This is a genomic window from Emticicia sp. C21 (assembly GCF_003418935.1).
GTDB lineage: Bacteria > Bacteroidota > Bacteroidia > Cytophagales > Spirosomataceae > Emticicia.
Genome location: NZ_QVMT01000004.1, coordinates 423,764 through 450,664, shown reverse-complemented (window position 1 = coordinate 450,664; position 26,901 = coordinate 423,764). Strand labels below are relative to the sequence as shown.

Below are 26,901 nucleotides of genomic sequence, written 5' to 3'. Positions count from 1 at the left end.
ATAAATCAACAAAATCATGGTAATTTTTAGAAAACTGGGTGTTTGGACAATAGTTGCAGTATATGTGCTGATATTGGTTGGTGGTATTGTTCGGGCGACAGGTTCTGGGATGGGTTGTCCTGATTGGCCAAAATGTTTTGGTAGTTGGATTCCTCCAACAGATATTTCTCAGTTACCTATTAATTACAAAGAAATTTTCGGCGCAAAACTCAAAGGTGAAGTCGAGTTTAACGCCGTTAAAACCTGGGTTGAATACGTAAACCGTCTGGTGGGTGTTTTGATTGGTCTCTTTGTTTTTGCAACATTTATTACTTCAATACGTTCTTTCTGGAATAAAGACAGAACTATAGTTTGGCTAAGTTTTATTGCATTTGTATTAGTAGGTTTTGAGGGGTGGTTGGGTTCAAAAGTAGTATCTAGCGAGTTACACCCGGTAATGATTACACTCCATATGTTGTTGTCAGTCGTTATTGTGTTCATCTTATTATATGCAGTGGCAAGGTCTTATACAAGAGTCATTGAAGTAGAAGATATTAAAGAAGCAAGTTCAATTAGTTTTCTTCTTACAGCCTTGATATTGGTTACCCTCGGGCAAGTACTATTAGGCACTCAGGTAAGAGAAATGGTTGACCATGTAGCCAATATGATGGGAGAACCATTAAGAAGTGAATGGGCGGCTAATCTAGGCGGGAAATTTGAAATGCACCGTTGGTTTTCTTTAGTGGTTGTGGCATTACACGTTTTATTTCTATATAGAATACTTAAAAATAACAGCCAGAAAGGACTTATCTATCTGTTTTCGATTGGTTTAATAGTGCTAATAGCCATTGAAATGGTAAGCGGCTTAATTTTAGGATATTTAGGACTTCCGGCTTATTCGCAACCTATTCATTTAACAATAGCTATTCTGATGTTAGGTGTTCAGTTTGTTTTATATCTGTTGTTGAATAAAGAAAGAGTTTTCAGAGGCGTTCCGGAATTTTCATTAAAGTAATGAATCAATCAATTAGTCAGAATATAGTTCCTGTAAAGCTTAAAGCTTTATATGACATCACAAAGTTCAGGTTGTCAGCAACCGTTGTTTTTTCAGGCGCGTTTGGATTTATCTTAGGCTCTGATAAACTGGATTGGATAAAGTTAGTTCTTTTCTGTATTGCGGCATTTTCAACAACAGCAGCAGCCAACATCATCAACCAGATTATTGAGAAAGACCTGGATGTATTGATGAAGCGCACACAAGATCGTCCATTACCAAGTGGCAGATTGTCAGTAAGAGAAGCTGCACTTTTTGGATGGGGATTAGCGGTATTAGCTATGTATATTCTGTTTTATGAATTTAATTTCAGAGCAGGTTTAGTAGCTTTATTATCAATGGTTCTGTATGGTTTTGTATATACGCCTTTGAAAAGAGTAGGGCCGATAGCAGTAGCAGTAGGTGCATTGCCTGGAGCTTTCCCTCCCATGATTGGTTGGATAGCAGCTACTAACCATTTCGGGTTAGAACCGGGTATCTTGTTTGCTATTCAGTTTTTCTGGCAGTTCCCGCATTTCTGGGCTATTGCCTGGGTTTTAGATGAAGATTATAGTAAGGCAGGTTTTAAATTATTACCATCAAGAGATGGACAAGACCTGAACTCTGCTATTCAGATAATGATTTATACCTTGTTTTTATTACCCTTGTGTTGGGTACCTTATTATATGGGTATGACAGGTATCAATTCGGCTATAGTAGCGATGATTTTTGGAATACTTTTCTTAGCACAGACCTTTCATCTGATGAGAAAAGTAGATAGAAAAGCCGCATTGCAATTAATGTTCGGGTCTTTTATTTATCTTCCGGTAGTGCAGATTGCCTACCTTTTAGATAAAATATAAGCCCATTAGATTTAAGTATAAAATGAGACAAAACGAGTTAAAAATGCCAATAAATAAATTGTCCGAAGAACCGAAACAGGTATTGACGGTCAATAAATGGAAGTTTATGGTATGGCTCTTTATTATTACCATTATTATGCTGTTTGCTTCCCAAACAAGTGCATATCTGGTAAGAAGAGCAGAGGGGAACTGGGTAGAATTTGATATTCCGCAGATTTTCTGGTTTAGTACAATAGTGTTACTAATAAGTAGTGTTTCAATGCACTTCTCATTACAATCAGCTAAGAAAAACAACCAGTCAATGCTTAAAATGGCTGTAGCCATTACCTTTGCATTCGGAATAGCATTTTTAGTCATGCAGTACCTTGGTTGGCAGAATTTGCAACAACAAGGCGTATTTTTAAAAGGGAATCCATCGGGCTCGTTTTTCTATGTATTTACGGGTTTACACATGGCGCACCTTTTAATCGGATTGGGAATTCTGATAGCAACTTTTATTATGGCTTTCAGAATGAAAATCAATTCAAAGAATACTTTGCTAGTTGAAGTTTGTGCAACGGCATGGCATTTCCTTGATTTACTTTGGGTGTATTTGTTTGTATTTTTATTGTATTTTAGATAAACTTTTTACAATTTCAAGCTTTAAACAGGTGGCTTTAAAGCCTGTTTGAAACTCAGAAACTATCAGCTATGGCAAGTGCAAATAACTCAACGACCGCTGAACATTTGATGTGGAAGGGTGGAATCCAACCAATGAAAGTTGGATACGGAAAATTAATGATGTGGATTTTCCTACTATCTGATACCTTTACTTTTTCAGCTTTACTGGTTTCTTATGGTTTGGTGCGTTTTAGTTTTCCAACCTTCGAAGGATTAAGAAAAAACTTTGAATTTTCGAATGCCTGGTGGCCAATCCCGGAGCGTGTATTTGAAGCTGTTCCGTTTTTGCATGGCGTTAGTGCCCCGCTGGTATTCGTAGGTATTATGACATTTATCCTCATCATGAGTTCTGTTACCATGGTATTAGCTGTAGAGGCTGGTCACCGTCGTGACAAAGCTGATGTAGAAAAATATATGCTTTGGACTATCCTGGGCGGTATTGCTTTCTTAAGCTCACAGGCTTGGGAGTGGGGTCACTTCATCCATGGTACTGAAGAAGGTCTTACTTTAGCTAATGGTACTAAGGTATTCGGTGCTAATCTGGTACAGAACCAATACGGTCCTCCGGCTTTTGCAGACTTCTTCTTCTTTATTACTGGTTTCCACGGTACCCACGTATTATCTGGAGTAGTACTGAATGTCTTGATTTTTTATAATGCCGCTAATGGCGTTTATGAGAAAAGAGGACATTATGAAATGGTTGAAAAAGTAGGATTATACTGGCACTTTGTAGACTTGGTTTGGGTATTCGTATTTACTTTCTTCTACCTTGTGTAGTCTTGACTAAATAATGATTTCTCAATCGTAAGATTGGATAAACTTAAAATATTGAACTAAAAATGGCTCAACATACAGAACACCACGGAGAGAAATTACCAGCACAAACCAAAGAAATCTGGAAAACCTTCTGGATTCTTTTAGGAATTACAGCGCTAGAGTTTGTTATTGCTTTTGTCGTAGATGCAGACCACTATAAATGGACAAAAATCGGAATTTTCATTATTCTGACTATTGTAAAAGCATACTACATTGTAGGTATCTTTATGCACTTAAAACATGAAGTAAAGTCGTTGATATGGACCATAGTACTGCCTTGTATATTTGTTGTGTGGTTGGTAGTGGCCTTGATTATAGAGGGTGGATATATTGGATTTGAACGTTTCTTTTTCGGAAAATGAGTAAAAATGCTACTAAAGCCGGAATACTAATAGCGATATTAGTAATTCCGGCTTTTATATTTATATTTCTGAAACTCTTCGGAAATAATTATTACAAGCTTCCCTACATGATGCCTGAAATGGACGAACATGGACAGGTATTAATGAAAGGAGCAGATACGGTCTATCACAAAATCCCGAACTTTGTGTTGACAGACCAGAGCGGAAATCAGTTTTCTTCTCAGCAAACCAAAGGTAAAATCTACGTTGCCGATTTCTTCTTTACCCGTTGCGGAACTATCTGCCCCAAATTAAGCTCTGCTATGGTAAGAGTACAGGATGTATTTGCGGATAGCCCTGATGTGCTGATGGTTTCTCACTCAGTTGACCCTAATCATGATACCCCCCAAGTATTGGCAGCATATGCAAAAAAATATGATGCCAAAGCAGGGAGATGGTTCTTTCTGACGGGCGAAAAGAAAGCAGTTTACGATTTAGCAATTAAGGGCTATAAGCTACCGGTTGCTGATGCTTCGGAGTATGACAAGAATATTAAGAATGTAGATGAAATGTTTATTCATTCTGAGAAACTGATGCTGATAGATAAAGAGGGATATATCAGAGGAATTTATGACGGTACCATTAATACAGATATAGAGCGTCTGTTGGCAGAAGTAAAAGTGTTGCAGGAAATTTATAAAGACCAAAATAATCCTCGTTAGAGGGCAAATATATGGAAGCGCGATTAGAAGAAAAGAAATCCATGCTATGGATAAACATACTATCAGTGGTTATACCATTGGCAGTTGCTTTAATGCTAGGCATCCGTCAGAAATTTGACTTAGGTGCCTGGACAAAGGTTTTACCGCATGCGATAGGAATTATTAATTCTTTGACAGCCATATTATTAGTATATGGTTTCTACCTGATAAAACAAAGAAAGATAGAACAACATAAAAATGTAATGACGGGAGCCTTTTCTTTAGGCGGTTTGTTCTTAGTATGCTATGTAGGATATCATATTTCGAATCCGAGTACGAAATTTGGAGGAGAGGGTTTTATGCGCTATCTTTATTTTTTCGTATTGATTAGTCATATCGGGCTATCTTTTATCGTTTTACCTTTAGTGCTGAGAACATACTATTTCTCATGGACTAATCAGTTGGCGCGACATAGAAAAATAGCTAAGATTGCTTTCCCAATCTGGTTATATGTATCTATTACAGGAGTGATCGCTTATTTAATGATAAGACCTTATTATAATTAAGACAATGAAAACATTCAAAACTATAGTTGTAACAACTGTTTTCTTCTTAATCAGTTGTACTGTTTCAATAGCACAATGTGCTATGTGTAGAGCCTCAGTAGGCAGCAACCTGAGCGAAGGGCGCGGTGTAATAGGCACAGGCATTAATGATGGAATTTTATACTTATTGGCTATTACCTATTTATCAATTCCGACGTTGATATTTATCTGGTATCGTACAGCCAAAAAAGAGATGAACTTAAAACTGAAGTTGAATAGATAATAAACCTATCTACTATTTCAGAATCTGATGAAAAGAATCTGCTATTCTGAATGGCAGATTCTTTTTTTGTTTCCATTCATGGGGTTTTCTATTTCTTTAGTAACTTGCATTGTGCTTGTATAGACAAGCCACTCAAATTTTTCAACCTTAATAATACATTTAACCATGAGTAATAAACCTCATAGAATCGCCATGCTCGGCACCGGGCTGATTGGCTGGTTTTATACAAAATCTCTTCACGAACATCGTCGCCCAGACCGTGTTCAAGTAGTATATTCTAGAAGCGAAGAACGTGGCAAAGCATTTGCCGAAGAATGGAATATTCCGAAATATACGACAAGTATGGAAGAAGCTATCAAAGACAAAAGCGTAAATGTAGTGATTGTGGGCTTACCAAATGACTTACACTTAGAAGCAATTAAACTTTGCTGCAAATACAAAAAAAGTGTTTTGTGTACTAAACCTCTGGCACGCACAGGAGCAGAGGCCAAGAAGATATTAGAAATGGTGGAGAAAGCAGGCATCTTCCATGGGTACCTTGAAGACCTGGCATATACTCCTAAAACACTACACGCCTTACAATCAGTTAAAAACGGAGTAATCGGTCGTGTAACCTGGGCTCGTTCAAGAGAAGCACACCCTGGCCCGCACTCAAGCTGGTTCTGGGATTTAAAGAAAGCAGGTGGTGGAGCTATTGTGGATTTAGGTTGCCACTGTATCGAAATCGCCCGTAATTATATTGGTAAAAATATTCAACCGCTGGAAGTAATGTGTTGGGCAGCTACGCAGGTAAAACCTATCGAAGCAGAAGACAATGCCATTGCTCTGGTAAAATATGCTAACGGTGCCGTAGCTCAGTTTGAAGTAAGCTGGTCGTTCAGAGGTGGTATGGATTTAAGAGACGAGGTAGCCGGAACAGAGGGAGTAATTAGAACCGACCATTTTATGCGCACAGGTTTCGAAATGTTTACAGCCGCACAAGAAGCAAGCTACGTAGCTGAGAAGGCAGAAAGCGCTTCGGGCTGGTTGTTTCCTGTAGGGGATGAGGTAAACTCTTTAGGCTACACTCATATGTTTACCGATATGTTTGATAGCCTTGATAATGGCACTATACCAATGGAAAGTTTCTACGATGGTTACATAGTGAATGCTGTAATAGACGCTTGTTATAAATCTGCTAAAACCAAGAAATGGGAACCAGTCATTATCAAAGACTGGAGAGGAAGAACCGATGTAACAGAGCCATCGCCATTTGTAGATTACGATGCAGACCACTGGCATATCAAGGACGAATTCCTGCCTGATGGTCGCAAAAAGGTAATTCTGAAAGAGAAAGCCACTGGTAATATTATTCAGCGAGTATTATAAATTAGAAAGGTGTGGGTTCTCTCACACCTTTTTTATTGTATCCTAGTCCAGGCGTCCCAATCACTTTCTGCTTCTAATCTATTTTCAATATCGTCAGGTAGTTTGGTAAAGAAATCTAAACCTGTTATTTTTTCTACTTCATTAATTGAAACCACATAACTATTCATTTTTTTACCAAATAATCCTTCGTTTGGCAATAAGAAGGCTATAGCACGTGCTCTCTTTGGATTATTTGGGTTATAGTACAAAACAATCTTAAAAAATGATTTAGGCACTGCTACTTCATTGTAACGTCCGATAGTAGTCATTCCTTTAGTCAAAACAGGACCGGTTACTATATACAATTCTTCGTCACGAACTGCCCAACCTCTAATGCGACTTTCAATATTCTCCCAGATGCCTCTGTTAAAATCAGGAACCTGTGGACATATATTGCTCATATAAAAGGTTTCATTCATTAAATCCTGACAGCACTTGAAATCTCCGGCAGGTACCATGTGGCCCCGGTCGTAACCTGAATTGCTATAATCAGTCGATAGTGCCGAATTACCCTCCACTTTTTTATCAGGTATAAACTGGTTATCACCCCTGTTGGCTCGTCCTTTTGTGTATTCTCCTCTCAACTTATGCACCACCCACGCAGGCACTTCATACTTCTCTTCGTAGCGGAGCGTATAGTTTTTATGCTTTATAATTTCATCGCTTTTACCAATGGCAGGCAGCGCAAAGCTTGGTATGTCATAATCACCTGTCACTTCATCCTGTTCGTCGGGGCCTAATACTTTATCTTTAATCTTATCAAACAAAGAGCCTTCGTCTTCTTTGGTACTTTCTTCAGTTTTCTTCTTATTTGTGGCCGTGGCTTCTGTATCATCTTTTGTGGCTGTAGCCTCAGTATCAGGCTCAGGTGCTTTGTAAGGATTATCTTTATTAGAAGAAGAGTCTTTTGTTTTAAAAACCTGAGAAATAGTTTCCCATAGTTTACTGATTGGGCCTGGTTTATCTTTATAATAGAGAAAATACCCAACAGCAAAAAAAATCAGAATTAAAATAATACGATTGGATTTCATTGAAAGAGCTAAGGATGGTGAATCTTTTAATAATCTGGATTTAGCTAAGCAGTTTCCGACTGCAAGTTTACAACAAAACGAAGAAGAATGTACTTTTCTGCGAAGCTTTATTAAAAACTATTTATATTATTCTTAAGATTTTGTTAAGCGCAGTAATAAGTAAGAGATATGAGATGAATATTGTTTCTTACAATAATCCCCTTGTATGAACACTTTCAAATTTTTCCTGAAGCAAATGAACGAGTTCTGGCTGCATATAATCGTACTCATCCGGAATATATAAGCATACGATTTTCTTAATTTTATAAATATCAGGGAAGTTTTTACGAATATAATTTCTATGATATTTTTCCATCACAACAATACTATCGGCCCATTCTAATAAGCTTAATGAAATAACATTACGGGCGGATTTATGTGTACCTGCGGATGACACTTCAAATCTTTCATCAGTTTTGAATATTTCGTGTGCTGTTGCACTGCGCATGCGGTTAATCGTACACACAAACAAAATTTTAAGTTTTTGAGTAGCCACTATAGTTTAAATGGAATTTTAAAAATCAATCATAAATGCAATAATATAAAAGTAAAAATAGAGGTTTTTTATGTTGTATAAAATTCTAAAATACAGATCATCCTCCCATTAGTTATAATAAGCATAAGTCTAATATTTTATCAATGAATTGTGAAAAATACACTTAAATGAATGAAGATGTTTTAGACGATTTTGTCGCATTTCTAAGCTTAACCCCTTTCAATTACTGACATTTGCTATTACATTTGCGCTTTCAAACAAAATGTACAATGAAAAGAAAAATCCTAACAAATCTCATTTTCTGTGGATTACTTGCTAATGCAGTATCTGCACAGCAAGTGATTCCATTGAATAACATGGATGCTTTCAGACCGACACAAGGCCAATGGAGCATTGTTGGTGCGGTGGAAGCAGATTTTACAAAACCCAACGACCTTCATAAAAAAGATGCTCCAACGAGCACCGGAATCTTACTATGTGAACACCCTCCTGGAAAATATGGTATTGAAATGGACTTGCTCACCAAAATGGAGCACGGAGATTTGGATCTTGACCTTGATTTCATGATGGCTAAGGGCTCAAACTCTGGTATCTATCTGCAAGGACGTTACGAAATCCAATTGTTTGATAGCTGGGGTAAAAAGTCACCTAAATATGGCGATGTAGGAGGTGTTTACGAACGTTGGGACGATTCAAAACCGGAAGGCTCAAAAGGCTATGAGGGTACTGCTCCCCGTCTGAATGTAGCCAAAGCTCCCGGTTTATGGCAGAATATCAAGATATCTTTTCAGGCACCAAGATTTGATGCAAATGGCAAGAAAACAGCCAATGCCCGCATTCTTTCTATTTACCTGAATGGCGTATTAATTCATGAAAATGTTGAATTGACCGGCCAAACCAGAGGTGCATGGGTAGACAATGAAGTAGCAATGGGGCCACTTCGTTTCCAGGGAGACCATGGTAATGTAGCCTTCCGTAATATCAGATACAAAAGCTATAATCAAAAAACATTATCGTTCAAAGACCTGAAATATGGTGTTTATAAAGGCAATTTCAGAACGATTGGTGATATAGAAAAAATTAAGCCGGAACTAAGCGGAAATCTCAATGCTTTAAACTGGGCAGTAACCAATGCTGAAAACGAGTTTGCTGTAAAATACGCGGGCAAAATTGTAGTACCGGAAGCCGGAACTTATACTTTCACTACAACACACGGCGGCAATACCGAAGTAAAAATCAATGGTCAGCAGGCGTTTAAAAATGGCTGGATGCAATCAGACCCTGAGGGTAGAAAAGTAACGCTTGATTTACCTGCAGGAGAAGTACCATTCGAACTGTACTACTGGAAAGCTGACGGCTGGTTACAACCATCTTTAGGCTTATATGCCGAATCAGCCACCATCCGTAAACATCCTTTGCACTCGGCTAATTCTACTATGGTAAACAATCCATCTTCTCCTATCTTACTAGGTACTGCGGTTGAACCAGTATTGTTGCGCTCGTTTATGGATATTAAAGAAGGGGATAAAAACAAGCGAATTGTACATGCCATTTCGGTAGGAAATAAAGAGAATATACACTTTACTTATAATCTTGATAACGGTTCGTTATTCCAGGTTTGGAAAGGTAGCTTCTTGAATACTACGCCGATGTGGCAGGATAGAGGGGATGGTAGCTCAAGACCTATGGGGAGTTTAACAGTTTTGGGAGATATGCCATTAGTAGCAGTTTTAGATACACCTGATAAAGCATGGGGCGCTGTAGATGGCACTTTCCGTACACGTGGTTATGAACTGGATGAAAATGGTCAGCCTACTTTCAAATATGATATTTATGGAGCTAAAGTTTCAGATAAAATCATTCCGGTTGAAGAAGGTAAAATACTGAAACGCGATGTTGCGGTAACAGGAGCAGTTAAGAACCTTTATGCGAGATTAGCTTCAGCAGATGCTATCAGCAAAAATGCCGATGGAAGCTTTAATATTGGCGATGGCAGCTATTTGATTAAAGTAGATAGTGGCAGTGCCGCTATCAGAACTGTAGGTGGTAAGCAGGAATTAATTGCACCATTGAGCGATAAAATCAGCTATTCGATTATTTGGTAAAACAGAGGCTTTAAAATTTGAGCATAATGAAAAAAATATTTAAAACAATCCTTTTTTCGGTGGCGATGGTTTCTGCTGCTTTGGCGCAGAATACTGCTGAAAATGATTATTATCGCATTATCACGCTACCCGTACCCGAGAATATGTTGCTTGAGGTAGGTGGTATTACCAGCTTACCTACCGGTGAGGTGGCTTTGGCAACCCGTAGGGGAGATATATGGGTAGTAAGTAACCCATATCTGACTGGTACTGCACAGCCATATTTCAAGAAATTTGCCAGCGGTTTACACGAAATCCTGGGTTTAGCTTATAGAAACGGTTCTTTCTACTGTGCACAGCGTGGTGAATTAACCAAACTGACTGATAAAAACGGAGATGGCAAAGCAGATACTTATGAAACTATTGCTACTTTGCCTATTTCAGGTCATTACCATGAATATAGCTATGGCCCTAAGTTTTTACCGGATGGCTCTATGATTGTAACAGGTAATGTGGCTTTCGGTGATGAAGAATGGTGGAGAGGTGAAAGTAGAGTACCGTGGAGAGGTTGGGCTGTAAGAATTACAGAAGATGGTAAGATTGAACCTTATGCTACAGGTATGCGCTCGCCTTGTGGTATCGGCATGATAGACGGCGAATTCTGGTACGGTGATAACCAGGGAGACTGGATGGGTTCAGGCTTTATTGCACAGGTTAATAAAGGAGACTTTATGGGACACCCGGCAGGATTACGTTGGACGAGTGACCCTAACTCTCCGGTGAAACTGACAACTGAGCAATTGTATGCCAAAATAAACCCAAGAAAAGATAAAGATGCCAATGGGTATTATATCAAACCAGAGAATATCGAAAACGAAAGAGGAACTTACCTTTTTGAAATGAAAAAGGATATTCCTGAGTTAAAAACTCCGGCTGTATGGCTTCCTCATGGTATTTTGGGTATTTCTACTTCTGAAATCCTGAAAGACGAAACTAATGGTAGTTTTGGGCCATTTGCAGGACAGATATTTGTGGGTGACCAGGGTAAAAGTAATATCTCCCGTGTATTTGTTGAGAAAGTAAACGGAGAATATCAAGGGGCATCTTTCATGTTCCGTGAAGGTTTCCAATCGGGTATTTTGCGTATGACCTGGGGACAAGATGGTTCTCTATTTGTAGGTGAAACCAACCGAGGCTGGGGTTCAGCAGGTAATTTAACTGCGGGTGTTGAGCGCTTAGTTTGGACAGGTAAAATGCCTTTTGAAATGAAAGCCGTGAGAGCAACGGCAGATGGTTTTGAAATTGAATTTACTAAACCGGTAAATAAAGCTACTGCTGTCGATTTCAAAAATATTCAGGTTCGTAGCTTTATTTACAAATACCATCCGGTATATGGTAGCCCTCCGGTAGGGGAGAAATTCCTGAATGTAAAAGGCTTGAAAGTATCAGAAGACGGCATGAAAGTTCGTCTGTTGGTAGAAGGACTAAGAGACCATTTCATTCACGAAATTAAAGCTGATGGGTTGAAAGATATCGAGGGTAAAGGCTTATTGCATAGCACTGCTTTCTATACCTTAAACAATATTCCGGCAGGTGAAAAACTAACGGGTTTTGTACCTCGTCCGGCGAATTTGCCTGTAGCAGGAACAAGTACTAAAGCAGAGAAAATGGTAACACCGGATGATAAAAACGCGGTTAAGGTAACTGCTAAAGCAGCCGCTCCTACATTCGATGAAATTAAACCATTGTTGCAGAAACATACCTGTGTAGCTTGTCATCAGGCTGAAAAACGTCAGGTTGGTCCGGCATTTAAGGATATTGCTAAACGCAAATATTCAAACGAGAAAATCGTGAATTTAATCCATAAGCCGGATCCTAAAAACTGGCCGGGATATGCAACCGAAATGCCTCCAATGCCGCAAGTGCCTAGAGCAGACGGCTTGAAGATTGCAGCCTGGATTAACTCATTAAAATAATGATTTAAGACTTCAACCCCCCAAAAACCTGCCGGTACCCGGTGGGTTTTTGTTTTTTAAGGAGCCGGAAAGACCGATTAAAATTGGACAGATTATGGAAACCACAATCAAAAGCAATCTGCTGGATACTCTTCCGGTTTTCAATCAGCATACGGCAGGCATAGCCTATGCGTACCTCCGTTAAAAACTGGATATAGGTTTTCTGTGTACGATTCTTGAAGTACCGACAAAAATTAGGCACCGACATATTGGCAATAGTAGCTGCCTCTTCAATCAGAATCTTACGATTGAAATGAGAGAGTGTAAACTCGTAGATATGATTAATGGTATCAGCATCAAAGCGATGATAGGATTCCACAAAACCCTCGCTACTCAAAAAACTGACCTCGCTTGAAGTAGCGATGAGTTCTAATAGTTGCAATAATAAACTAATACGCTGCACTCCGTTTGTGCTCTCAAATAACTTATTAAACAAAATAAGTACTTCTGTTCTGGTATTCCCTGAAATCAGCAAACCCCTCTTCGCTTTTTCAAACAGCCATTTAATATTTTCCAGTTCTTTCAGCTGTAGGAAATCCTTACCGAAGCAATCAGGTAAAAACTGAATCACTTGTGCCGTAGCTTTTAATTGTGAATTATCGGCAAAATAACTGGCATCGTTCTTCCACACATGTGGCAAATACGAGCCTAGTAAAACTAAATCCCCCTCTTCAAAATCTTCTATACTATCGCCCACAAACCGCGTCCCTCTGCTTTGCACAATATGCGTTAACTCTAATTCAGGATGGAAATGCCACTTATCATAGAGGTAGTGTAATTCGTCTTTGCGCGATAAAAACGAATAGTCGGCTGAAATATTAACTTTTCGGAGTACTGCCTGCACTGATTATTGATATAATGTTATGATAAAAAGGCTTCAAATGTAAAATTGATAATATTTCATCAAAACTGTATAATATTTCATAAAAAAGCTATGCGAATGAATTGTACTTTTGTAAGATGTTTTTTAACTACCCCTATATTTATGCAACATAAAGTTCTAAAAGTAAATCCTTCAGATAATGTGATAGTGGCGCTTCGTAATTTAGAAGCCGGTGAGAATATTGAATTTGAAGGAGAGACTTACATATTACCAAGGTCAATTGCAGCAAAACATAAATTTGTTACAGAAGATTTAGAAAAAGGTGACCATGTAACCATGTATGGTGTATTGGTAGGAAAAGCAACCCAGCCTATCAAACGTGGCGAACAAATCACGACTTTCAACCTGAAACACGAATCAGAAGAGTATTCGGTCAGCAAAAGGGTACCTCAAACCGACTGGCAAGCCCCCGATGTTTCGAAATGGGAAAATAGGACTTTTATGGGGTATCACCGTTCTGACGGACAGGTAGGAACGGCTAACTATTGGTTAGTTCTTCCGTTGGTATTTTGTGAGAATCGTAATATACTGAAACTAAAAGAAGCTTTCGATAAAGCTTTAGGCTATGCTTTCCCGGATGTATATCTGCGTCAGGTAGAGGATTTGGTGCATCTGCACCAGAAGAACGGAGCAGCTGGCATAGATACCTATAATCAGGAAGTCAAAACAGATTCAGTTGGCAGACGTTTATTCCCGAATCTGGATGGAATTAAATTCCTGACACATGAGTCAGGTTGTGGTGAAAACAATCAGGACTCTGAACTATTAGCAGCCTTGTTTGCAGCTTATGCGAATAATGCTAACGTAACAGGAATCACCGTTCTAAGCTTAGGCTGTCAGAAAACGCAGTTTTCTGATTTGATGGATGAAATCAAAAAACGTAATCCAGCTTTCGATAAACCTGTTCTGATGTTCGAACAACAAGCCTATGGGACAGAGTTCGACATGATGTCAGCAGCTATCAAGGAAACTTTCAAAGGTTTGATTGAAGCCAATAAACTAACCCGCCAGCCAGCTCCTCTATCAAAATTACAGATTGGTTTAAAATGTGGGGGTTCAGACGGATTCTCAGGTATATCTGCAAATCCGGTTTTAGGTCATTTATCCGATTTAGTAGTGGCTTTAAATGGTACAACCTATCTGGCTGAGTTCCCTGAATTATGTGGCGTTGAACAGGAATTAATCAATCGTTGTGTAACTACAGAGAAAGCAGAGAAATTTGAATACCTGATGCGGGACTATGCAGCTAAAGCCGAAGCAGTAGGTGCAGGTTTTGATATGAACCCATCAGCAGGAAATATTAAAGATGGTTTGATTACCGATGCCATCAAATCAGCAGGAGCAGCTAAAAAAGGGGGGACCGCACCAATTGTTGATGTATTGAACTATACAGAATTGGCTAAAGGACCGGGCTTACATTTGGTTTGTACACCAGGCAATGATGTATTAGCTACTACAGGTAAAGCCGCTTCAGGGACAACGATAATACTTTTTACTACAGGTTTGGGCACACCAACGGGTAACCCTATTTGTCCGGTAGTAAAAGTTTCAACCAATACACAACTGGCTCAGAGAATGCCTGATATTATCGATTTTAGTTGTGGTGAAATCATTACCGGAGAAAAAACTATTGAGCAAACGGCAGAAGATTTATTAGAATATTGCATCAGTTTAGCCAGTGGAGAAATCCTGACTAAAGCACAGGAATTAGGCCAGGATGATTTCATGCCCTGGAAAAGAGGTGTAAATTTATAGTGAAAAATAATTATTCGACCATTCAGATAAAAATAGAGATATGAGATTACTAAGATTTGGTGAGTTTGAACAAGAAAAACCGGCCGTTGAACTATTAGATGGCACGCGCATAGATGTTTCGGCTTTTGGAGAAGATTATACAGAAAAATTCTTTGCTACTGATGGTCTGGCTCGCCTGGCTGCATGGGTAGAAACCAATGCAGATAGCTGCCCTAAAGTACCTGTTGAAGCAAGACTGGGCTCATGTATTGCACGTCCGTCTAAAATCGTTTGTATCGGTTTAAATTATGCCAAACATGCGGAAGAAACCAATGCACCGATTCCGAAAGAACCGATTATTTTCTTCAAATCTACCACTGCCCTTTGCGGCCCTTTTGATAATGTAATAATCCCTAAAAATTCTGTAAAAACAGATTGGGAAGTGGAGTTGGCCATAGTGATAGGCAAAAAAACATCTTATGTATCAGAGGAAGAGGCGATGGATTATGTGGCAGGATACGCTTTACACAACGATTATTCAGAAAGAGAGTTTCAGATAGAGCGCGGCGGACAATGGGTAAAAGGTAAAAGCTGTGATACGTTTGCTCCACTTGGACCTTTCATGGCTACTAAAGATGAAATCGAAAATCCAAACAATCTACCTTTGTGGTTGACAGTAAACGGAGAAAAACTGCAAAACTCTAATACTGACGATATGATTTTTAAAGTTCCTTTCCTGATTCATTACCTGAGCCAGTTCATGACTTTACTGCCGGGTGATGTAATTTCTACAGGTACACCATTTGGTGTAGGTCTGGGCTTTAAACCTCCTCGTTATTTGAATGCAGGCGATGTAGTAGAGCTTGGTATCGACGGATTAGGTGTACAAAGACAAACGGCAGTTGCTTATAAAAAAGCTGAATAATATGAACTTGAATTTAAGTGATAAGATAATCATCGTTACAGGTGGTGCTAAGGGTATTGGCGAGGGCATTGTGAGAGCATTGGCAAACGAAGGAGCAATTCCTGTGATTATTGGTAGAAACGAGACCGATAACGAAAAAACTTTAGAGACTATCGGTGGCAATGGTTTTCAAGTAGCAGCAGAATTGAGCGACCCTGAAGGATGCCGCAGAGCTGTAGAACAGGTAGTAGCAAAGTACGGTCGAATTGATGGATTGGTAAATAATGCCGGAGTAAATGATGGCGTAAATTTGGAAAATGGTAGCTATGAAGCTTTTATGGCTTCTTTGCATAAAAACCTGGTGCATTATTACCTGATAGCGCATTATGCTTTGCCTGAATTGAAGAAAAGCAAAGGAAGCATCGTAAACATAGGCTCAAAAACTGCCGAAACAGGACAAGGGGGGACATCAGCCTACGCTGCTGCTAATGGTGGTCGCAATGCCTTAACCCGGGAATGGGCTGTGGAGTTATTGAAATATGGGATTCGTGTAAATGCAGTGATAGTGGCAGAATGTTATACACCTTTGTATGATAAATGGATTAAGACCCTGCCAAATCCGGACGAAACTTTGCAGAAGATTACTGAGAAAATACCTTTAGGTAACCGTATGACAACTGCCGAGGAAATCGCCAATATGGTTGTTTTCCTGCTTTCTGAGCGTTCGAGCCATACCACTGGTCAGTTGATTCATGTAGATGGGGGATATGTACATTTAGACAGAGCTCTAATTTAAGTTATGAAAAAATATTGTCTGGCATTAGATTTAGTAGACGATGCAGCAATGATAGCTGAATACGAAAAGTACCATGAGAAAATTCGTCCTGAGATAGCCGAGAGCATTACTTCGGCAGGCATTTCAGGTATGGAGATTTATCGTATCGGTAATAGGCTGTTTATGATTATGGAAACCGAAGACGATTTTTCATTTGAACGGAAGTCAGAAATGGATGCCAATAATCCGAAAGTGCAGGAATGGGAAAATCTGATGTGGAAATACCAGCAGGCTCTGCCTATGGCAAAACCCGGTGAAAAATGGCTGTTTATGGACAAAATTTTTGATTTAAAACAACAATAGACCATCTCTATAATCTATACCTATGGCAGCCATTTGAAAAAGTGGCTGTTATTTTTTTACTTGCGCAACCAAACTTTCAACCACTAATACATGAGAACCAACCTTATTCTACTCCTGGCCATTACGTTTCTCTTAGGCGCCAGTTCATGGAAAAAGCCCACTGCTACATCTACTCCAAATATCGTTCTGATTTTTATGGACGATATGGGTTATGGTGATTTGAGTTGCACCGGAGCATTAGATTATCAAACCCCGAATATTGATAAATTAGGTTTTGAAGGCATCCGTTTTACCAATTTCTTAGCAGCCCAGGCGGTTTGCAGTGCTTCAAGAGCAGCATTGATGACAGGCTGCTATCCGAATAGAGTAGGGATTGCCGGAGCCTTAAATCCTGCCCAAAAAATAGGATTAAATACCGATGAAGTTACCATTGCCGAAATGCTGAAACAAAAAGGCTATGCTACGGGCATTTTTGGCAAATGGCATCTGGGCCATCATAAGCAGTTCCTGCCGATGCAACAAGGCTTTGATGAATACCTGGGTGTTCCATATTCAAATGATATGTGGCCCGTGGATTTTGACGGTAAACCTATTACAGATGAAAACGATTACCGGAAAAAAACATATCCTGTTTTGCCATTAATAGAAGGCAATGAGCAAAAAGAAACGATTACGGATTTGGCGGGGCAAGATAAACTCACTACACTTTATACCGAAAGGGCAGTAGGTTTCATCAGGAAAAACCGCAATAAGCCTTTCTTTTTATACCTGCCTCACTCGATGGTACATGTGCCGCTTGGTGCTTCACCTAAATTCAAAGGAAAAAGTAAGCAGGGCTTATTCGGTGATGTAATGATGGAAGTAGATTGGTCGGTTGGGCAAATCATGAAGACCTTAAAAGAAAATGGTCTGGATAAAAATACCTTGGTGATTTTTACTAGTGATAACGGCCCATGGCTCAACTTTGGCAATCATGCAGGCTCCACAGGTGGTTTAAGAGAAGGCAAAGGAACGGTATTCGAAGGTGGTCAACGTGTTCCTTGTCTGATGCGATGGACAGATACAATTCCCCAGGGATTGATTTGTAATCAATTGACTTCTACGATTGACATTCTACCGACTTTAGCCCGTATATGTGGTACTACCTTGCCTAAGAATAAAATTGATGGGGTTGAGATTCTATCATTAATGAAAGGTAATGTCAACGAGAGTCCTCGTAAATATTTCTATTATTATTATGCTAACAACGAGTTAAGAGCTGTTCGACGCGATAACTGGAAGTTGATGCTACCACATAAAGTAGAGCGTACCTACGAGACAGTTTTACCGGGCAATGATGGGCATGGAGGCAAATATGGTAATATAGAAGTACCATTGGCACTTTATGATTTAAGACGTGATGCAGGCGAAGAGTATGATGTAAAAGAACAAAATCCTGCCATTGTAGCAGAACTTCAGAAAGTAGCCGATATGGCCCGCGAAGATTTAGGTGATGCTTTACAGAAGAAAGAAGGGAAGAATGTTCGTCCGGTGGGGGTTTTGAAAGAGTAGAAGAGATAGAAATATAAGTAAGAAATCAAAAACAGAGCCCAGATCATTCAGGATTTGGGCTCTGTTTTTTAAATGAAAATTCTGATAAAGCAATGCCTTACCAGAATCTGGTTTACCTTATGTATCTAACCCTCATTACAAATTAGATGCTACAAAAAATTCAAACCTTTGTTTTGTTGTGGGATTCAGCGGGTCGGTGTCGAGTAAGAAAGAGTTTCTCAAACCAAAACCCAATGGCCCTAACGTATTTAATAACTTGATGTCAAATATTACCTCTGCGCCGTAAGAGCGTTGGGTAGTTTTAAAATTGATGAACTTTCTTTCAATATTGCCGTAGTCATAAAACACATTGGCTCTGGCACGATTGATAAAGAATATTCCTGCAAAGCCGCGGTCTATATTAAATAATGGCAGGCTATAAGTGGTACTCACCACTGTTTCTACGTCGCCGGGAGCGGCTGCATAACCTCTGGCGTGTAAGAACTGGTCTTCAAATAGATAATTATTATTCAGCAATTCTTTTTTACCTCTGAAAGCTATCTCTAACCCATGATTCTTACCAAAACCAGGTGTCGTAAACCCTACCGAACCCATTACTCTTTCAGCTGTTGTTAAGGTAGAAATAGACTTCTGATAAGAGAGTGATAAGCTTTGTGACCATTTATTTACCAGATTCTGCCTGGCCTTTCTGCGGACGTTCGCGAAGTTTAAACCGAACTGTAAGGCATTAAAATTCAAACCATGGTTTATTGGCGTATCCTGTATCTTATATGCTGAGGTACTGATATTTGAGAAAGTAGAACTTAAATTAAAGTTGGTAGTATAATTTCCTTTTATCCAGCTAAGCGGTAATGATAAGCCTACATTAATATCATTTTGTTTATAAGACAAAGTCCCTAATGCATTAGGATTCAGGAATACTGCATTGGCTCTATCTCCCGTACTTACTCTGAACGAGAGAGGGAGAAAGAATCTACCATAATCAAAGCCGCCTGAAACACGAATCGTTTTTTCGTTATAGTTATATTGAGCGGCAATCACTCCAGCAAAATCGTTTAAGATATTGCCCAGTTTAACCCCGAGATTTATATTGCGGCCATCACTACTACCAAAGTTCCAACTATGTAGTTTTACTCCTTTCAGTAAACCCTTATAATTCTTTACCTCATAGCTATTGCCCATCGACTGATACTGTATATCATGCTCTATTTCAGTAGTTTTTACATGAAAACGATCCATATTAACAGGCTCAGCAAGTTTCGTATTTCCGATACTTTTTACATCCAGTTGGGTTAATTGTCTACCCATAGCAGTCATTTCTACCATCGCGAGTTTTTTCTCATCTTTTGAGATAGCAGGTAGGGTAGCACCTATTCTTACTGAACTTAGCTGAGTAATCTGCTTGTCTCCATTCAGGTTTACGGCATAGATATTATTGATGCCACTGAAGGATGCTCCGAAAATCACGCGCTTATCACTGATAGAAAGACCACTGATAGTATGTGTTGTCCAAGGAGTCAATTCAGTAGTTTGTTTGCTTGCTAAATCATATTTCAGCATAGCAATTTTCGATTTTCTTTTCGCCAGATACACAATTGAGGCAGCATCGTTCGTCCATTTCGGATAAGAAATAAAGTCATTTTCCGGATTAGGAATCGTGCTGACGATGCTACCATTATTAGGAGAAAGAATGCATACCTCATTATTGATGTTTTCATCTGCTTTTACGGCTACGATTCTATCCCCAGTCGACGAGAATTGTGGGCTAAAGAATTTACTTTTTTGGGTTACTTGTGTTCTTTGACCTGTTTGCAGGTCATAACTTATTATCACGCTATAAATAACAGCGTCTCTTCTGGCATCTTTGCGCATTTCTGTCCAGGCAACCTTGTTGTTATTGACACCTAAATAACCTTCAGTGGCAGCACCAATAGTAGCAAGATATTTTTGCTTACCATCTTTAATCTGATACAGGGCAGAAATCTGCTTAAAGCTACTTTTGATACAAAGAATGCTTCCGTCTTCCAACCAATGCGGGAAGGTATAATTTGTAACAGTTCGTTTAGGCAATGGAGTAATTGGGGTGGTAGGAGTAAGGTCTAAAGATTTTAGCTCATTTTCCCAATTCTCTTTCATTTCCTGATAGGCCAGTCGGTACATTTTATTAACACCTGTTTTAGTATGACGTCGTAAGGCTCCGGCAAATGGATAAAGAATCGTACGGTATATACCTGCATCTGCCAGTACTTTAGGCCACATTTCAGGCCCGAAATGATTCCGTCCATAATTCAGGATGGCATAACCTAGTGGATAATGGTTAGGCAATAGTTTTTTGAAAGAACCATTGCGGGCCTGTAAATAGGTGTATTTTTTATCACTCAATAGCAACGCTCTTTGTTCGTCAAAAAAGCTTGGGGTTCTTCCTCGCCCTGCTCCACTTAATACGGTTTCGGCTAATACGGCATCACCCTCAAAATACCAGTCAGGAATTGAGAGATTAGCCCCTAAACTCCAGCCCGATTGTCCTTGTAATAAGTACAAAAATCTGGTAAAGCCTCTGTTCGCATTAGTAAACTGCAAGGCATGGCGATATTCGTGGATAGCTAGCGCATCAAGCCAATCCATAGAGCCTAAGTCGTTAAAGTCCTGAAAACCGGTGGCATAAAACTCGCTTCGATAAGGTGCCAAAGCTACATAACCATTCCCTTGAGCATTGTTGGTATTCAACAGAATATCCAGTTTTTTGCTCTTGGTTCCGACTGATACAGTTGCGTTTTTATTGACATAAGTAACCAAGTCGGCAATGCGGATAGCTTCTGTCTGATTATTTTCAGAGAAGATTACTTTTACTTTGTCGTTTTCAACGTACTTCCACTTCATGGAAGACGGCTGAGGACCTGTCTGGGCTTGTAGTTGAAAAGCAGTAAATAATAAAGAAATATATAATAAGTGTTTAGATTGCATAAGGTACTTTTTAGTGGGAGGTGATGGTTATGGGACAAAGGTCGGTGCGACTATTCAGTAGTTAATTCTGAGAAGTTCTGGATATTGATTTTGAAACGAGGTCTTTCGCCTTTAGGCACAATGACAATCAAATCGTTTGATACGCTGCTGCCATTCTTCAATAAGAAGCCACCTTGTACCCTTACCGCACGGAAAGTAGTTTTACCGTCAGCCGTTTTTTCGGGTTGGTTATAAGGAATTGTAAACGGACGTGCTTTTAGATTCGCTCCTTTAGAGGTAAGGCGTTTGCCCGTTGCATTCAAACATTCAAAGCGTGCAATAACCGAAGGGTCACCGTCGAAGATGTTGGTGATATTATCATTTTTCAGATAAATCAACTGGCAGCCACTTTTGTTTTGTGCTTTGATGGTTACTTCGTAGCGGGAGTAAGTGTCTTCGGTGCGTTCGTTAGTAATGGCATAGCTATACTCAATGCCATTACTTGCAACAGTTTTGCCTTCTTCAATATCAATGGCACTTTGGGCTTTGCTTGCAAATAAGCTTAACGAGAGCAGAGTAGTGAATACAATTTTTTTCATGGGTTTCATGTAGTTTATAATGATTTTTTAGATACATAGAACCTAATCAGAAAGCCGATGATTGTCTACCTATCAATCCGGATTTGATAGGGAGGAGAAATGGCTTCGCTCAATAGGTTGTCAGAACAGGACTGAATAAGGGCTCAATCGAAATTCTGGTTCAAACTTACACCTGAATGAGCAAAATGAGAAAAAACGTATATGGACAAAATATGGACAATCAACTAAATGGCTGATAGATAGGTGTTTAAATCGCTTTGTTCGATTTTCTTTCTTAGGCGGTATCTGTTTTTTGTTACACTTTCATTAGAGATACCCAACATACCTGCTACCTGATTATTAGTAAAATTCAGGCGAATCATACAAGCCATCTGTGTTTCGGTATCGGTCAGATTAGGGTTTTGTTGATGCAGACGAGTAATAAATTGTGGGTGAAGCTTTTCAAACTTCAATCTGAAATCCTGCCATTGTTCGTCTGTGAGAATCCTTGCCTGGTTAATCTGGTCGAGTAGGGTATGGGTAGAAGCGGTGTCTTTTATTTTTAAGTCTTTCAGTTCATTTTCAAACTGACTTATGAGTAGATTTTTCTCACTAACAGTATCAGCAAAAGATTCCAGTTGACTTTGTACCAAAGAAAGTTCTGCCGCCGAAAGTTTATGTTGTGCCTGTAATAAGTCGTGTTTTTGCGCAAGGCTTTTTCTTTGTAAATAGAATACAGCCACCAGAAGCCCTAATACAACTGTACCACCAATAAAAAGCCATTTTTGTTGAGATAGTTTATTCTGCAGATTAGCGTTCTCTAATTCTTTCTCATTCATACGTAGCCTGGTTTCAAGTTCGCCTACTTTCTGTTTATTTTCTTTATTAACCAATAAGGTATCTATCTCGTAGAACTTTTTCTGATACTTAAAAGCTTCTTTGAAATTACCTTGTAACTCCGCCCATTCTGTACGGATAAAAGCCATTTGTCGGTCATAGTAAGGCGAGCCTATTTCGGGTAATAAAGCTTCTGCTTTTTTGAAATGCTCGTCTGCTTCGTCAAATCTCTTTTGTCTGATTAAAGCTGCTCCCAGTATAGCTTCTCCTCTTAAAATACCGCCTACATCGTTTGCATCCCTTGACATTTTAAGGCCTATTGTCACCGGAGGGACAATTTTGTCATAATCCCCACCATCATAATAAGCACTGGCTATATTCAGATATAAGTACCGGATAAGCACACTGTCTTTTAACTCAATAGCCATTTTCAGGGCATCATTGAAAACCTTAATAGACTCATGAAACTTCTTATTATCACTTAAGCCTACTGCATAGTTCATCGTAGCCGTAACAATCAGATTTTTATTGTTGGTCAGGCGAATGGTTTGGAGCGCTTTGGCAGAGTACTCATTTGATTTACGGAAATCGTTCTGATACTGAAAAACCTGTGCAAGTGCAGAATAAGTTCTTGATAACTGCTCATAATTTTTAGCTTTTTCAAGAATAGGTATAGCTTCAGTTGCTGATTTCATCGCTTTTTCAAATTCACCGGTTTCGCTATAAAACCAGGTTAGCTTGGCTTGTGTAACAGCCCTTTCTTCAGGTTTGCTTTGAATGGCTAAACGCTCCTGATAATATTTGATAGAATCCTGTGAGCCGGCCTGTGCAAAAGAAGTACCGAAAGTAAAAATAGGTAAGAGGAAAGTAAGAAAATAGTAAGAATAACGCATAAACAAAACTAATCAAAGCAGCCTTATAAGGCAAGGGTTAGGTTTTCCTGACAGAAGAAATATACTGTAGTTTTAAAAGATAAAGATACGAAATACAGTTAATTAATCAATAAAATACGAAAGATTAAAAGCTGACTCCGTCCAAAATAACGCACCAGAATCAGCTTTTATTGAGATAATAATTTATTTACTTCATTACCTTAAAGTTATAATCCCCACTGCCTACTTTTACAATCCGATATCCTACTTCATACTTGACAGTTTCAATATCTTTTCTATTATCCAAATCACGATTACCTTCTATCACCTTTTGCCCGGTAGCTGATGGAAGATAAATAAGAGCCGTACTACCCACAGGCACTTTTACAGCCATATCAAAACTGTTGGCAGAGTGTTTCCAGTTAATACCTGCCTTACCTTGCACGGTTTCAGAGAAGTATTCCGCTGATGTAAGTTCAGAGGTAGGCATAGGTTTAAAGATAATTTCCCGATAGCCAACTTTGCTTTCAGAAGTTTGCATACCAGCCAATCTTGTATAAAACCAACTCAAAGCACCCCCAAACATCGGGTGGTTATGTGACCCCTGATTGTTCCATTCTTCTCGTGTAGTAGTACTGCCCAAACTTATCCAACTACCAAAACCTGGAGCAGTGGTTTTGTTCATGGCATTATAGGCCAAATCATTCAGACCATTATCCGCCAGTATCTCAAAGAAAAAGCGAGTGCCGAATATGCCCGTATCCAAATGTCCGCCAGCCGCGGCAATATCTTTTTTCAGAGCTTCTATTACTTGTGGATATTGGTCTTTATCTACTCCCATTTTCAAGGCAAAGATATTTGCCCCATATCTGCCAAAAGTCCCTTGTTGTTTATCATAAAAAGTAGACATAAACGCTTCACGGGTTTTATCAGCTATTGACTGATACAATACCACCTCTTGCGGTCTATCTAAAATAGCAGCCACTTTAGCTGTAATATCAGCACAGTACCATAAGTAAAATGTATGCACCAACTCATCCGGTGGAAGTGTACCTACACCAGCCCATTCACCCAGATTCCACCATTGTAAAGGCTTGCCATCATGTCCTGTTCGTTTAGAGTGCATAATGCCCTTTTCATTTACCCACGTTTGCATATACCTGATATAGCCTGTCATTCCTTCATAATTTTCAACCAGTATGTCTTTATCATTATACAGTCTGTAAAACTCGTAAGGAATAATGCTAATCGCCGCGCCCCATGCTACGCCACCACCGCAACCCGGTTGCCACGGAGCGCCATTTGGAATATAACCCGTAGCCGGAATCTGTGCATCCATCATATCCCGAACCCATTTTTTGTAAAAGGCCTTTACCTCAAAATTGTGCATAACTGTATGGCAAGCCACTTGTGCATCACCTGTATAGCCAGAACGCTCCCGATGCGGACAATCAGAAGCTATTCCTCCATGCATATTATCCAGTTGAGAGCGTTTCCAGATATGATTAATCTGATTGAAAAGCTTATTAGAAGTCTCAAAAGTAGCCGATTCTTTTACGGCTGTGTTCACGGCTTCCGCCTGTATGTTTTCTGCTTTTAGCTCACCTTTCCAATTGCTGATTTCCACCCCACTAAATACAAACCAATTGAACCGGGGAGCATAGGTAGCATTGGGTTTGCCGCTAAAAGTATAAGTGTTTTCGCCAGAATACAGATTGGCATTAAAAGTCATTTTAATCGTATGCCCAGCCGGAGCAGATACGTTTTTCAAACGCACCCAACCTGAAATCTCTTCGGGAAATGAGACTTTATAATTGCCATTGGCTAATTTCTCAATTTTAGTCGGCTGATAAACTTTCGTGATTTTATCAGTAGGAGAGGTGTGGGCAGACATCTTGCCAAATGGCGTAGCTCTGTTAATTACGTTCTCCCATTGGCTATCATTAAAACCCACTTTGCACCAGTCAGGTTGCTCTTGTCGGGCATCGTATATTTCTCCATCAAAGACCAAATCTGAAATGATAGCCGATTTAGCGGCTTTCCAGCTTTTATCTGAAACAATTACTTCCTCTGTATTATCAGCATAAATTATATGCAATTGTGCAATAAAACGCGGTGAACCATAAGAAGCTGTCCAGAATTTAGGCGCATTATAAAACCCATTCCCTAAAATAGCGCCTATCACATTAATACCTGTTTGAAGCTTACTGATGATATCATAAGCCAGATACATCACCCGATAATCCTTGAATTCATCCGGCAATGAAATATAGGCATCCGGCAATTGCGGACGTTTGCCATAATTCGTCTGATTAGGCACTAAATAATCGTCAGATGCTTTTTGTCCATTCACATAGAATTCAAAATAACCCAGGCCGGTAGTGTAAGCAATGGCACTTTTGATTTTCTTTGGAGCTTTAAAGGCTTTTCTTAATAATGGGGCAGGAGGGGGTAATATCTGTGTTCGTTGGTCCGGTCCGCCTTTAGGCTTTGGAATAGCTTCTTCATTTTGCCACGGCGCACCAATCCATTCGGCCTTCCAATCGCTCGGGTTCAATAATCCCATATGCCATTTAGCTACTTTACTCCAGGCCGACCGCTTCCCGGCTTTATCCCACACCCGAACCTGCCAATAGCAGGTCATACGAGAAAGTAGGTTTTTTCCGGCATATTTAACCGAATGAGATTCATCATTCATCATCTTACCTGTATCCCATAAATCAGGTTTCTGCAAAAGCGCAGGACTTGAAGCCACTCTTATCTGATAAGCGGTTTGTACCTGTCCTCTTTCATTAACTTTTGAAATATTGAGCCACGAGAGCCGGGGATTCAACGCATCAACAACTGAGGGGTTTTCCATATACTCGCAAGTGAGGTTTTGCACTTCTAATTGTGCAAACAGGGACTCTGCTGATACAAAAAGTAAGAGAAAGAATAGGTATTTCATGAATGAATTCGCAAGTTTATAGACTTACTATGTTTTATGAGGTTGAAAGATTGGTTGATAAAAATAGGCATATTTTAATGAAATAAATCAAATAGAATGGGATAATTAAATTTTGAACTTGTTTAATTTTTTAATTTAACTATGGTAGAATGACATCTTTATTTGGGAATTTCAGTTGTTGAGCCACTCTCGCCCAAAAGGTTCCCACCGTGTCGGTAACC

Annotated in this window: 23 protein-coding genes; 16 read left to right on the top strand and 7 right to left on the bottom strand. The window is 39.4% G+C overall.

The features are described from left to right. Positions 1–16 precede the first annotated feature (16 nt). From D0T08_RS12420 to D0T08_RS12380, 9 genes are all read left to right on the top strand, one after another. Positions 17–994 (top strand): heme A synthase, encoded by a 978-nt coding sequence (locus D0T08_RS12420; protein ID WP_116982963.1) that lies wholly within the window; start codon positions 17–19, stop codon positions 992–994. Continuing rightward, positions 994–1,875 carry a heme o synthase gene (gene cyoE, locus D0T08_RS12415; RefSeq protein ID WP_116982962.1) on the top strand — a complete coding sequence of 294 codons (882 nt, stop codon included), beginning with the start codon at positions 994–996 and terminating at the stop codon, positions 1,873–1,875. Before D0T08_RS12420 ends, cyoE begins: the two co-directional genes overlap by 1 nt. Positions 1,876–1,918: 43 nt before the next feature. After that, entirely contained in the window at positions 1,919–2,497 is a 579-nt protein-coding gene (locus D0T08_RS12410) for a cytochrome c oxidase subunit 3 (protein WP_229238952.1), read from the top strand. 68 nt (positions 2,498–2,565) lie between these two features. Continuing rightward, positions 2,566–3,312: a cytochrome c oxidase subunit 3 gene (locus D0T08_RS12405; protein ID WP_116982960.1), complete on the top strand. Its 747-nt coding sequence runs from the start codon at positions 2,566–2,568 to the stop codon at positions 3,310–3,312. A 62-nt stretch (positions 3,313–3,374) separates the two neighbouring features. After that, positions 3,375–3,713, top strand: coding sequence for a cytochrome C oxidase subunit IV family protein (locus D0T08_RS12400; RefSeq protein WP_116982959.1), 339 nt, complete (start codon positions 3,375–3,377; stop codon positions 3,711–3,713). After that, positions 3,710–4,414 (top strand): SCO family protein, encoded by a 705-nt coding sequence (locus tag D0T08_RS12395; protein WP_116982958.1) that lies wholly within the window; start codon positions 3,710–3,712, stop codon positions 4,412–4,414. Before D0T08_RS12400 ends, D0T08_RS12395 begins: the two co-directional genes overlap by 4 nt. Positions 4,415–4,425: 11 nt before the next feature. Then, entirely contained in the window at positions 4,426–4,959 is a 534-nt protein-coding gene (locus D0T08_RS12390) for a DUF420 domain-containing protein (protein WP_116982957.1), read from the top strand. 4 nt (positions 4,960–4,963) lie between these two features. Next, entirely contained in the window at positions 4,964–5,221 is a 258-nt protein-coding gene (locus tag D0T08_RS12385) for a hypothetical protein (RefSeq protein WP_116982956.1), read from the top strand. A gap of 165 nt (positions 5,222–5,386) precedes the next feature. Beyond that, positions 5,387–6,589 (top strand): Gfo/Idh/MocA family protein, encoded by a 1,203-nt coding sequence (locus tag D0T08_RS12380; RefSeq protein ID WP_116982955.1) that lies wholly within the window; start codon positions 5,387–5,389, stop codon positions 6,587–6,589. A gap of 32 nt (positions 6,590–6,621) precedes the next feature. Here the strand turns inward: D0T08_RS12380 and D0T08_RS12375 are convergent, their stop codons facing one another. Both D0T08_RS12375 and D0T08_RS12370 read right to left on the bottom strand, forming a co-directional pair. Then, on the bottom strand, positions 6,622–7,659 hold the full coding sequence (locus tag D0T08_RS12375) for a DNA/RNA non-specific endonuclease (protein WP_116982954.1): 1,038 nt from the start codon (positions 7,657–7,659) through the stop codon (positions 6,622–6,624). Between the two features lie 187 nt (positions 7,660–7,846). Then, complete coding sequence (locus tag D0T08_RS12370; protein ID WP_116982953.1) at positions 7,847–8,146, bottom strand: phosphotyrosine protein phosphatase; 300 nt, start codon at positions 8,144–8,146, stop codon at positions 7,847–7,849. Between the two features lie 317 nt (positions 8,147–8,463). On the opposite strand from D0T08_RS12370, the gene D0T08_RS12365 reads away from it, so the two are divergent. Together D0T08_RS12365 and D0T08_RS12360 are read left to right on the top strand one after the other, a co-directional pair. Further along, positions 8,464–10,299 (top strand): family 16 glycoside hydrolase, encoded by a 1,836-nt coding sequence (locus D0T08_RS12365; RefSeq protein ID WP_116982952.1) that lies wholly within the window; start codon positions 8,464–8,466, stop codon positions 10,297–10,299. 26 nt (positions 10,300–10,325) lie between these two features. Further along, positions 10,326–12,254, top strand: coding sequence for a c-type cytochrome (locus D0T08_RS12360; RefSeq protein ID WP_116982951.1), 1,929 nt, complete (start codon positions 10,326–10,328; stop codon positions 12,252–12,254). Between the two features lie 4 nt (positions 12,255–12,258). Here D0T08_RS12360 and D0T08_RS12355 read toward each other — a convergent pair whose 3' ends face one another. Beyond that, the gene (locus D0T08_RS12355) at positions 12,259–13,137 is read right to left on the bottom strand and encodes an AraC family transcriptional regulator (RefSeq protein WP_116982950.1); all 879 of its coding nucleotides are present in this window, start codon (positions 13,135–13,137) and stop codon (positions 12,259–12,261) included. 141 nt (positions 13,138–13,278) lie between these two features. On the opposite strand from D0T08_RS12355, the gene D0T08_RS12350 reads away from it, so the two are divergent. The 5 genes from D0T08_RS12350 (at position 13,279) to D0T08_RS12330 (ending at position 18,503) form a co-directional block, all read left to right on the top strand. Then, positions 13,279–14,931 carry a UxaA family hydrolase gene (locus D0T08_RS12350; RefSeq protein ID WP_116982949.1) on the top strand — a complete coding sequence of 551 codons (1,653 nt, stop codon included), beginning with the start codon at positions 13,279–13,281 and terminating at the stop codon, positions 14,929–14,931. A 40-nt stretch (positions 14,932–14,971) separates the two neighbouring features. Continuing rightward, complete coding sequence (locus D0T08_RS12345; protein WP_116982948.1) at positions 14,972–15,835, top strand: fumarylacetoacetate hydrolase family protein; 864 nt, start codon at positions 14,972–14,974, stop codon at positions 15,833–15,835. A gap of 1 nt (position 15,836) precedes the next feature. Then, the gene (locus tag D0T08_RS12340; RefSeq protein ID WP_116982947.1) at positions 15,837–16,610 is read left to right on the top strand and encodes an SDR family oxidoreductase; all 774 of its coding nucleotides are present in this window, start codon (positions 15,837–15,839) and stop codon (positions 16,608–16,610) included. Positions 16,611–16,613: 3 nt separating this feature from the next. Continuing rightward, a complete protein-coding gene (locus tag D0T08_RS12335; RefSeq protein ID WP_116982946.1) occupies positions 16,614–16,952 on the top strand; it encodes an L-rhamnose mutarotase in 339 nt (112 codons plus the stop codon). 90 nt (positions 16,953–17,042) lie between these two features. After that, a complete protein-coding gene (locus D0T08_RS12330) occupies positions 17,043–18,503 on the top strand; it encodes a sulfatase (protein WP_116982945.1) in 1,461 nt (486 codons plus the stop codon). 135 nt (positions 18,504–18,638) lie between these two features. Here D0T08_RS12330 and D0T08_RS12325 read toward each other — a convergent pair whose 3' ends face one another. From D0T08_RS12325 to D0T08_RS12310, 4 genes are all read right to left on the bottom strand, one after another. Then, positions 18,639–21,467 (bottom strand): hypothetical protein, encoded by a 2,829-nt coding sequence (locus D0T08_RS12325; protein ID WP_116982944.1) that lies wholly within the window; start codon positions 21,465–21,467, stop codon positions 18,639–18,641. Positions 21,468–21,517: 50 nt separating this feature from the next. Continuing rightward, positions 21,518–22,045: an ABC transporter permease gene (locus tag D0T08_RS12320; RefSeq protein WP_147322768.1), complete on the bottom strand. Its 528-nt coding sequence runs from the start codon at positions 22,043–22,045 to the stop codon at positions 21,518–21,520. A gap of 224 nt (positions 22,046–22,269) precedes the next feature. Beyond that, positions 22,270–23,754 carry a hypothetical protein gene (locus D0T08_RS12315; protein ID WP_116982942.1) on the bottom strand — a complete coding sequence of 495 codons (1,485 nt, stop codon included), beginning with the start codon at positions 23,752–23,754 and terminating at the stop codon, positions 22,270–22,272. 187 nt (positions 23,755–23,941) lie between these two features. Continuing rightward, positions 23,942–26,680: a family 78 glycoside hydrolase catalytic domain gene (locus D0T08_RS12310; protein WP_116982941.1), complete on the bottom strand. Its 2,739-nt coding sequence runs from the start codon at positions 26,678–26,680 to the stop codon at positions 23,942–23,944. Positions 26,681–26,901 lie beyond the last annotated feature (221 nt).